Origin of the sequence: Limnohabitans sp. DM1 (assembly GCF_001269385.1) — a bacterium.
GTDB lineage: Bacteria > Pseudomonadota > Gammaproteobacteria > Burkholderiales > Burkholderiaceae_C > Limnohabitans_A.
In genome coordinates this window covers 1-9,778 of the sequence record NZ_CXOO01000065.1, presented here as the reverse complement: position 1 = coordinate 9,778, position 9,778 = coordinate 1, and the positions used below count along the sequence as shown (strand labels likewise).

The following is a 9,778-nucleotide window of genomic DNA, read 5'->3' as shown; positions in this document are numbered from 1 at the left end:
TGATGAAGCCACAGCCGTTGCAGGTGATGCCGTGCTCGTTGGCCACGATGACGTCGGCCTTTGTGCCTGCGACTTCCAAGTAGCCTTGCAGTTGCGAAGCTTTGCCGCCCACCACTTCATTGAGGATGAGCTTGGCTTCCTGGCCTGGGCGCAAGTTGGGGTTGCCCTCCACCCATCCGGCAATTCGGGTGTTGCTGTTGTTGCCGCCGTTGTTGAGCACGACCCCTGTTTTGGGAACGTCAAACTGTTGGTAGCTATTGTGCGATACGCCCGCCCCGTTGGGGGTGGTGATGTTGATTTTGGTGACACCGCTTTGGGTCTGATCGACAAAGGTGCGTCGGCCATCGTTGGCCGTACCTGCATTGACGATGACCTGTGCAGTCACCAGCAAGGGGTTCAGCACATAGACAAGCAGGGCCGCTTGGGCAATGGTGCGGCGGTAGCGGATCAGAAAATGGTTGGGTGCCAACATATTCAGTCTCTTTTTAGAAAGTCTTGCTCAACAGGGCAAACCAGTGGCCTTTGGCTTCACTGGCAAATTCATTGGGTCGCGACAGTGCGCGTGTGTACGCCAGATCGAGCTTGAAGCCATGGATGTCTGTGCGCACACCCAGTGCGGCGCCCATCAGGTGCTGTTGGCTGAGTTGGCGCGCAGATGTTTTTTGAACGCGCCCTGCATCAAGCCCTGCGTAGAAGTTGACGGCCACATCGCCATACCGCTTGGATTCGGTTTCGTATTCGTTGCGCATGTGCCAGGCACTGGGGGCATAAAGGCTGTTGTCCTTGAACCCACGAACGTCATAACGGCCACCCACATACATTTGCGCCAAGGTGGGAATGTTGGAAGGTGCGATTTGCATCTGGAACGCACTGCGCACGATGGCTTTGCCGTCTTGTACGGGCCATGATCCGTTCAGGCGCAATTTGGCCAACCGGTATTGAGGGTTGCTGCCATCGGGGATGGTTTGCTGGGCATTGAACACGCCAAGGCCCTGCTCATACCTGAACAACCATTCATAGACGTTGTTGCCCTGGTAGTGCTTGCCTTTGGCCCCCAGGTACGCCACTGAAAGCCTGCGGGTTTGACTTTCGACTTCAATGTCCACAACGTGCGTTTGCTGGCGTGTGATGTCCAGTCCAGCGATCAGGCTTTGCTTGCTTTGCTGATCACGGTGGAACAGGTATTCATACCCTAAACCCAATTTGGCAGACCGGGTTTTGAGTTCGTAGGTCTGGTTGATGCCCGGCAAGGTGAATCGACTGTCCATCAAGGAGGCCGATGCGCTGAACAGGTGGTAACCGAGCGGGATCAGGTAATTGAGTGTTCCGCCTTGGAACACGGCATCCAAGCTGCCTTGGTCAAGGTTTCGGATGTAACCCAGCGCCAATTGGTCGTTGTTTTGACTGAGGTTGTCGACGGCGATCTCGGTGGTGCTTTTCCATTTGCCCAGCGCGGCGGTACCGCTGTTGTCCACCATCTCGCTGAGCCTGACGCGGGGCTTGTCGTCCACGGTCACCATGACTTGGGAGCTGCCGGTTTCTTTGCCCGGGTACAGCTTGAATTTGCCTTGTTGCGACGGCAGGCGGTTGATGTTTTCCAACCCCTGCTCCAAGTCCCGCAGGTTGAGCAGCCCGTCCTGCGATGGAAAGGCCGCTGGGATGCGTGGGTCAGCGTTGTTTTGATTGATTTGGTATTGCTCAATGCGCCCAGGCACCACCCTCAACTGCAGATCACCCGATGTGAGTTTTTGTTCGCTGACGTAGACCCGTGTGGTGATCCAACCAGCACGCTGGTACCAGCGGTTGAGCTCGCCCAGCAGGGCATTGACGCGAGGGGCACTCAGGCATGTGGCTTGGTACGCCTGAACGATGGCTTGTGGCTCTGGCCCCATGCTGGCTGTATGCCCGACCAACTCGATGCGCATGCTGCCAAAGCATTTTTCGTCGGCCTGAGTCGATGGCACATCGCCTGTGGGAGCTTCGTCCTTGGTGAAAACGTCTGCCGCTGGTTGCTGGCGTTGTTGCGCCTCTCGGACAGCGCGCTCTTGTGCGCGCAGGGCGTTTTCAATGGTGCTTTGCGCAAAGGCCATGGGCTGGCTCGCGCCGAGGCAAAAGCCGATGGTCATGGAGAGGGGAATTGCAAAATTGATGCCGGCAGACGTGCGCTGTTGGGGTTGGGATGGCGCATGTCGACGGCGCAAAGAATGGGGCATAAGGCAATATCAAAATACTCAAAACACGTATTCTATTTAACAAATTAACTCAAAATGAATCACACTTAAGTCGACTCATAGATCTGGCCTTATGTATTCCTCACAAAAGGTTGAGAGCGCGTCTTGGTGTAGGTGCTGCTGCGCCCCAACCCGGTGGGGGTAGAAAAGCCAAGGCCTCCCTCCCTCCGAAACGCGACCACCGCATAGACGCCACCACTCATTGGTCGCAAGAGTTTCATGGTTTCGTGCACACCCGCCTTGCATGGCAACGTCTTGTGTGCGGTTTTTCTTCATCGGCTCACTTGTTGACGATCCACGCTCACTTCCCACGCTCGGTCGCCATTACGCAGTTGAGCTTGAATTTGCTCACTGTGACCAGCCCCCAGCGGGTCTTGCACCCGCAGGGGTACGCCCATGCTGGGCACACAAAAAAAAGCCCTGGTCAGCCATGGCGCTTGTTGCGCCTTGCGCTGAAAACCAGCTTTACGGGGACACAGCTTCGTTGGCGATGCCGATGCGCACTTCATCACCCACATAAGGCGCGTATTTTTCTGCGTTGAACTCGCTGCGCTTGATGGTGGTGAAGGCAATGGCGCCCAGGGCGGACTTTTTCATCATGGCGCTGGGAATGGCCTGGGAGTTGGCGACTGTCCGGGTCACGGGCTTGCCCACACCTTTGATGGTCAACTGGCCTTCGATGGCTTGGGGACGGGATGGATGAGCCTGCAGAGATTGCCAGGCGCGAAGCGCGCTTGAGCGCCATTGCCAAGGCCAAGATCGAGCAGCGTGCTACTGAGCGACATCAACTTGAGCAGCAAGAGTATGACGCCAAAACCACAGTCATCTTGGTCGCCTCGTAGGTCGGCACTTGAAGAGTCCGATGATGGTCTGCTCAAGCGTCATCGATTGAAACAAGCATCAGCAGTGGTTCAACAAATGTCGGGGTCTTCGACCGCCGACCTACGAAGTCTCTTTCGTAGGTCGGCACTCGCAGAGTCCGACGATGGTCTGCTCAAGCGTTGTCGTTGGAAACAAGCATCAGCAGTGGTTCAAACCACGTCGGGGTCTTCGACCACCGACCTACGATGTCGCTCTTTTGTAGGTCGGCACTCGAAGAGTCCGACGATGGTCCGCTCAAGCGTTGTCGTTGGAAACAAGCATCAGCAGTGGTTCAACAAATGTCGGGGTCTTCGACCGCCGACCTACGAAGTCTCTTTTGTAGGTCGGCACTCGAAGAGTCCGACGATGGCCTGCTCAAGCGTCATCGATTGAAACAAGCATCAGCAGTGATTCAAACCACGTCGGGGTCTTCGACCACCGACCTACGAAGTCTCTTTTGTAGGTCGGCACTCGCAGAGTCCGACGATGGTCTGCTCAAGCGTTGTCGCTGGAAACAAGCATCAGCAGTGGTTCAACAAATGTCGGGGTCTTCGACCGCCGACCTACGAAGTCTCTTTCGTAGGTCGGCACTCGCAGAGTCCGACGATGGTCTGCTCAAGCGTTGTCGTTGGAAACAAGCATCAGCAGTGGTTCAACAAATGTCGGGGTCTTCGACCGCCGACCTACGAAGTCACATCTTGTGTAGGTCGGCACTCGCAGAGTCCGACGATGGTCTGCTCAAGCGTCATCGATTGAAACAAGCATCAGCAGTGGTTCAAACCATGTCGGGGTCTTCGACCACCGACCTACAAAACCACAGGCTTACGGGGCCACGGCTTCGATGGCGATGTCGATGCGCACCTCGTCACCCACGTAAGGCGCATATTTGCCCGCATTGAACTCGGTGCGCTTGATGGTGGTGAAGGCATTGGCGCCCAGTGCTGGCTTTTTGATCATGGGGTGGGGCATGGCCTGGAAGCTGGTGACTGTCAGGGTCACGGGCTTGCTCACGCCTTTGATGGTCAGCTGACCTTCGATGGCTTTGGGCTTGTCGCCTTCAAACACCACTTGGGTCGATTTGAAAGTGGCGGTGGGGAATTTGGTCGTGTGCAGGAAGTCTTCGCCTTGGATGTGGCCGTTGAAGTCCACCGAGCCGGTGTTCACCGATTTGAGGTCAATCACGATGTCCACCGAGCCGGTTTTGGCTTCGGCGTCAAACACCACTTTGCCGGTGGTGTTGCTGAAGCTGCTCAGCTGCGTGGACAGGCCAAAGTGCGAATACGAAAAACGCGGGAAGGTGTGCGAGCTGTCCACGTTGTAGGTCACGGGCGCGGCCAAGGCCGAGCCTGCGGCCAGCGATGCGAAAGCCAAAGCGGCGGCGAGTTTTTTCAAAGATGTCATGGGAAAGCTCCTGTGTGAAAAAGTAAAAGGCCAAGGCCCGGTTTATTTGCCCGATTGAGCGGTGATGGAAAAGTTGACCTGGATGTCATTGGCCACCACATCGAACTTGGCCCACATGCCTTCGCCGATGCTGTAGTCGGCGCGTTTGAGGGTGAAGCCGCCGGTCAGCAGGCCGTCCTTGCCTTGTGCGCTGTGTTTCATGGGAAATTTCACCTCGCGCGTCATCCCCTTGATGCTGAGCGTGCCTTGCACTTCATATTGGTTGGCTGCGGTTGGCTTGATCTGTTTGGCCACAAACTGGGCCTTGGGGAAGGCGGCGGTGTTGAACCACGATTTGGTGACCACTTCTTCGTCGGCCTCGCCCGAGCCGGTGTCCACGCTGGTCAGATCGACTTCAAAGCTGGCTTTGGCCTGTTCGGCCTTGGCGGGATCCAAGTGGAGCTGGGCGGCAAATTTCTTGAAGCGGCCGTCCATGGCCACGCCCATTTGCTTGTAGCTGAAGGTGACGCTGCTCTTAGCCGGCACGATGGACGTGTAAGGCGCGGCCTGGGCTTGCACAGCCAGCGCGAACAAGAGCCATCCAGCGATTACACGCTGAAACTTAGACATACGCTCACGATTTATTCAGCCAGGCTTTTTGTCCTGTTCGGTCAGCTGGCCCAGCGATGCATTGATCTCATCGCCCGTAATGACCTCATCCGTTTCTTCATACCACTCTGGCATGTTGTAGTCGTATTCAATGTTGAACTTGCCTGTAGGGTACAGCGTAAACGTCAAGCCCCAGATGCGTTGGCCTGTCGTGCGCAAGAGGTCGTCACGGATGAGTATGCAGGCATCGCTTACTTTAAAAATGTTAGAAAACCCAAGACCAAGATCGACCTGGACAGAGTTCGCACCTAATTGCTCCGTACTCATTGCACTACAGTTTTTTCCAAGAATTTGTGTTCTCAAAATAACTGCCTCCCAATGTGATTGGGTACGATCCAATAAGACAGACCCAATTCTTTGATAGGCATCTTCTACTGATTTCATATCGCACTCCAAACCATCATTGCTTGAATGGGAACTCTTTAATCTTCCCATCAATAGTTGCTGTCACTAAAAACTCGCTCGGCCTAACCCCACCCGAAGCCGGATAACCCACGTCAATTTTCACGTTGACGGTCGTGCTCGCCTCCAGTTCGCTGCGGAAAAAGTTTTCCATTGCTTTCCAATCTTGTCTATTCAATGTTGAAGCCTGCGGCACGATGTTGATGCGGTCACCAGCACCTCCAAGGCTCGATGCAATCAGGTGCCCACCGTCGTCGCCCGCACAACCGCTGCGCCCCGCACAGCCTTGCTGGTACTCGTTGCGGTCCATCTTCTTGTCCCGACTCAAGGTGCCTTCCACCGCTTTGACCCGCCCGACATCGTCGGTGATGTAGGTGTGTCCATTGTCCAGCATGTAGGCCGTCTTGGGTGACAAGTTGCCGGTGGTGCCGGTGTTGATGGTCGGGTCCCAATTGCCTTTGCTGCCTGCGGGCACTTCGACCACTTTCTCGACATCTGCTCGCTTGAGCAGTACTGCCGCATCATCCAGCTTACTGGCGACACCGGTTACTTTCTTGATGGTGCCCATGCCACCGCCACTGGGCAGGTTGGCAAACTGTTCGCCCATGATGGTGGCAACCGTTTTGCCGTCCCCCTTTGCATAGGCTTGCGCCAGGTGCTCGCGCTGTGCAGGGGACAAGGCACCCATCAGCTCAGGCCAATTCCCTGGGTCTTTGACAAAGTCCCAGGCAGCACCCAGCATTTGCTTGCCTTGTGCTTGCGCTTGCTCGTCACCAAATAGCGCTTTGAAGCCGGTGTAGCCTGCCGTGGCCATGGCCGAGATGCCATCAGCCACACCACCAGCCGCACCTTTCACCACATTCCAAACGGTGTAGCCGTTCAAGGTCTGCTGGGCCAGCGTCAGTGTTTCTTGTTTTTCGTTGGCATAAGTGAAGGTCATGCCTTTGTCGAAGGCGTTCACTCGGATGTACTCCGCCGCTGCGCTACGCACTTCTTGGGTAGCACTTTGACATGCTGGCGTTGTTACGCCCTGACACGCAGCCAACTGACGATTTCGGCTTTCGTCCAGCGCTTGCAATTGTTTCATTTCAGTGGCACAGGCGTTGTCACATTTACCTTGGAACGCCAGATCCCTGAGTTCACTCATGCGTTTTGCTTGCGCGTGTGAGAGCCAGTTGTTCTGCGCAGCATTCACCCCCGTCATCACCGCCGTGCTCACACTCGCTGCGCTGCCGTCGCCTGTGATGGCCCCGGCGGCTGCACTAACCACTTTCACAAAGTTCAGTGTGTCTTGCGGTGGTTTGCTGCCGTTGGGGTCATACCACTGCGCCGCCAGCTCGCCCACCACTGCACCAATGGCCCCGCTCTCGCAGCCTTGTTTACCGCCCGAAGCACCACCGGCCATGCAACCGGCCAGAGCGTGAGCCAAGGCCTTGGCCACTTGGTCATTCGCTGTTTGGTTGCCAATTTCAAATGCTGCTGAGCCCGCGCCCGCACTGATGAAGGCACTCACCAGCCCCGTCTTGATGTTGTCTTCTAGGCTGGTGCCCGTCAGCACGCTGGTCACCCCGGCGTTGGCCAGGTTGTTGACCACCGCTTTGCCCAGGTTCGCCGTGAATCCGTCTTTGACCGTCACCTTGTCCAAGCCCATGCTGGCGTTCAGCTCACTGAGCACGCCAGCCGTCACCATCGCCAGCGCCAGGTTTTTAAGGTTGGCCGTGCTGCCCATGTCGCTCAGCGTCTTGCCAATGTCGCCCCCGTTGTTCACGAAGCTCACCGCTGCGCTGGACGCCAAACTGGTCATGCCCGCCGCCATGGCGCTGGAGGCCATCGCCCCTGTCGTCGTGAGCACTGTGCCCGCTGCAACGCCACTGCCTGCAACGCCTGCCCCCGCTGCTGCAACTGTGCTGGCCCCTGCCGCGCCTGCCGCAGCGGTCATGCCAGCCTCTGTCGCCAAGGTTGATGCCCAACCAGAGGCTGCGCCCGCCGTGAAGTACGCCACCGCTATCGCCAGCAGCGCCGCCCCGGCCCCTGTCAGCCCCTGCTGGTCGTATTGCCACTGGTCATGCGCCAGCTTGACTTGATCCCATTTGATCTTCGTATCGCTGGCCAGGTCTTTGAGGTAGCCCAACCCCGGCTGCTGGCTCAGCGCTGCAATCTGGTCCTTGAGGTTCCCTTCCGGTATCTGCACCGTCGTGTTGATGCCGTTGGCAATGTTCAGCTGGCCGTTGATTTGCGTTTGGTTGGCCGTTTGTGTGGTGCTGCCTTGCCCCGACTGCGCTTGCCACACGCCCAAGGTAGTCGTCTTTTCTGTATGGCTGCTCTCTGTCGTGTTGGTGCTCACGCCCACAATCAGCTCACCGTCTTTGCTGGTGTCTGCACCTTCGCTGCGCACGATGTCAATCTTGGGCGCGGTCATGATGGCCCCGCGCACGTCGGTCACCGTGCCTACTCCCAGCTTGATCGCCTCTTGCGAGGTCAGCTTGGGGGCCAGCGCCGTGGTGTTCAAGCTGCTGTCGCTGCTGCTGCTTTTGCTGTAGGTGATGCCGATGAAGCTGGAGCTGGTTCGGCTGTCGGCATTGTTCAAGTGCTCGTCGTTAACGATGACCTGCGCAGTCACCAGCAAAGGATTCAGAACATAGACAAGCAAGGCTGCTTGGGCAATGGTGCGGCGGTAGCGGATCAGGAAATGGTTTGGCGCCAATGTTGAGTTATTTAGGTCTAATAATCGACATATTTTGCCTTGATATTCAGGAGAATCTTGGGTTTGGCATGGCAGATATGGCTGTTCTTGACGCGTCTGTTTCGCCCCGCCCGCCCTCTTCGCTCTGCCGTATTCACCCTTCGCCCCAAAGCCTGCGCCCTGGTGACGCTGCGCGCAGACATTCGCACCCGCCGCAAACCCGACTGGCTGCGCCTTGAAGTCTTGCGCCTCAAGGCCCACATGCCCCGCGCTGGTTGCCGCGCTGTGGCACACACCTTCAACCGATTGCATCCCGGCCTGAGCGTGGGCAAAACCTTTGTGGCCGATCTCATCGCATCACACCAACTGGAGATTGCCCAGCTGCGCCGTCAGATCAGATCGGCCAAGCCCCGCACTGTTCAGGTCAACAACACCTGGGCCATGGACATGACGTTCTTCACCGACACGCAGCGCATTAACCATGCGGCTATTGGCATCATCGACCACAGTTCACGCGTGGCGCTGCGCCTGCAGGTGCTCACCCGGCGGTGCAGCTGGAGCATGTTGGGCCATTTGTGCCTGGCCATTGCCCAGCACGGCAAACCCCGCAAACTGCGCACCGACAACGAGGCGGTTTTGAACAGCTGGCTGTTCAACTCGTTCTTGAAGATCGTTGGCATTCAGCACCAAACCACCCAGAAACACGCCCCTTGGCAAAACGGCAGGATCGAGCGCTTGTTTGGCACGCTCAAGCCGCTGCTCAGGCAACTCGTCATCCCAAGTGGTGGCGCACTGCAAGGCGCGCTCGATGAGTTCAGGGTTTTCTACAACCACGTCAGGCCTCACCAAAACCTGCACGGGCTGACACCAGTCGAACACTTTGCAGGGCTCAGGCCAACAGACATTCGGCAAATACCGATCAAGGAAGTGACGCCGGTGCAAGCTCTGGCAGGGTTGATGAGCGGCTACTGGATCTGGAGGTAGGCCGCTTCAAACAAGACTTCAAACCAACGCCAACAGCACTGTCCGCATCGGCCAGGGTCAATGCCTGCGTGCGTGTCGGCTTTTGCACAAAGAGCTGGCACTGCGCAGCACAAAAAAGTGCCGCAACCCCATCAAAGACCAGCCCCGACAGACTGATTTTTGAAAAAACAGGGGTTGAAATTCAGTGCCAAACGTGATGCGGACACTCGGACATGACAGCTTGGCGAATGAACTCGTAATCCTTGGCATCTTCAGTGCTGGGCATGTTCAGGGTGACCATCGCCTCGCTGGTGCCGCTGCGCAAGAACTCGCGCACCGCCTTGAAGCCGCTGTCACTGTCGCAGCGCATACAAAAGCGGATGCTTTGCTGCTGCAACAGGGCGATCAACCAAGCGGCCGGATAGCCCCGGTCAAGCACCAGAACATCATTGGCTTGCAGGTGGTGCAGACTCTCAAAAAGCATCTGACGCTCGCCCGTCTCCGGGCCGTCGCGCTTGGCCTGCCGCCCCCGCTCCGGGCCCGCTCTGCCTCGCGTCGGTGCGGGCCCGCTTTTCGCTCTCGGTGGTCG

At 57.2% G+C, this 9,778-nt stretch carries 9 protein-coding genes and 1 pseudogene; 2 read left to right on the top strand and 8 right to left on the bottom strand.

Annotation, left to right across the window (positions count from 1 at the left end):
* The 3 genes from AMM33_RS20805 to AMM33_RS20795 form a co-directional block, all read right to left on the bottom strand.
* On the bottom strand, positions 1-472 hold a 472-nt coding region (locus AMM33_RS20805; RefSeq protein WP_194945626.1), incomplete at its 3' end, for a filamentous hemagglutinin N-terminal domain-containing protein.
* A 13-nt stretch (positions 473-485) separates the two neighbouring features.
* Positions 486-2,126 carry a ShlB/FhaC/HecB family hemolysin secretion/activation protein gene (locus tag AMM33_RS20800; protein ID WP_194945625.1) on the bottom strand — a complete coding sequence of 547 codons (1,641 nt, stop codon included), beginning with the start codon at positions 2,124-2,126 and terminating at the stop codon, positions 486-488.
* Between the two features lie 570 nt (positions 2,127-2,696).
* Complete coding sequence (locus tag AMM33_RS20795) at positions 2,697-2,912, bottom strand: YceI family protein (RefSeq protein WP_369802484.1); 216 nt, start codon at positions 2,910-2,912, stop codon at positions 2,697-2,699.
* A gap of 14 nt (positions 2,913-2,926) precedes the next feature.
* Between AMM33_RS20795 and AMM33_RS22220 the strand changes: the two genes are divergently transcribed.
* A complete protein-coding gene (locus AMM33_RS22220; RefSeq protein WP_194945624.1) occupies positions 2,927-3,073 on the top strand; it encodes a hypothetical protein in 147 nt (48 codons plus the stop codon).
* Positions 3,074-3,914: 841 nt separating this feature from the next.
* Here AMM33_RS22220 and AMM33_RS20790 read toward each other — a convergent pair.
* From AMM33_RS20790 to AMM33_RS20775, 4 genes are read right to left on the bottom strand one after another with little or no spacing between them, the layout of a single operon-like run.
* Positions 3,915-4,484, bottom strand: a complete 570-nt coding sequence (locus tag AMM33_RS20790) for a YceI family protein (RefSeq protein ID WP_228768285.1) — start codon at positions 4,482-4,484, stop codon at positions 3,915-3,917.
* 51 nt (positions 4,485-4,535) lie between these two features.
* Entirely contained in the window at positions 4,536-5,102 is a 567-nt protein-coding gene (locus AMM33_RS20785; protein ID WP_090143147.1) for a YceI family protein, read from the bottom strand.
* A gap of 15 nt (positions 5,103-5,117) precedes the next feature.
* The gene (locus AMM33_RS20780) at positions 5,118-5,525 is read right to left on the bottom strand and encodes a hypothetical protein (RefSeq protein WP_194945623.1); all 408 of its coding nucleotides are present in this window, start codon (positions 5,523-5,525) and stop codon (positions 5,118-5,120) included.
* Between the two features lie 16 nt (positions 5,526-5,541).
* Entirely contained in the window at positions 5,542-8,247 is a 2,706-nt protein-coding gene (locus AMM33_RS20775) for a DUF637 domain-containing protein (RefSeq protein ID WP_090143145.1), read from the bottom strand.
* 63 nt (positions 8,248-8,310) lie between these two features.
* Here AMM33_RS20775 and AMM33_RS20770 point away from each other — a divergent pair, with 63 nt between their 5' ends.
* Positions 8,311-9,210: an integrase core domain-containing protein gene (locus AMM33_RS20770; RefSeq protein WP_194945622.1), complete on the top strand. Its 900-nt coding sequence runs from the start codon at positions 8,311-8,313 to the stop codon at positions 9,208-9,210.
* Positions 9,211-9,391: 181 nt separating this feature from the next.
* On the opposite strand, the pseudogene AMM33_RS20765 reads toward AMM33_RS20770, so the two are convergent.
* Positions 9,392-9,778, bottom strand: a pseudogene (locus AMM33_RS20765) (hypothetical protein); the annotation flags it as partial.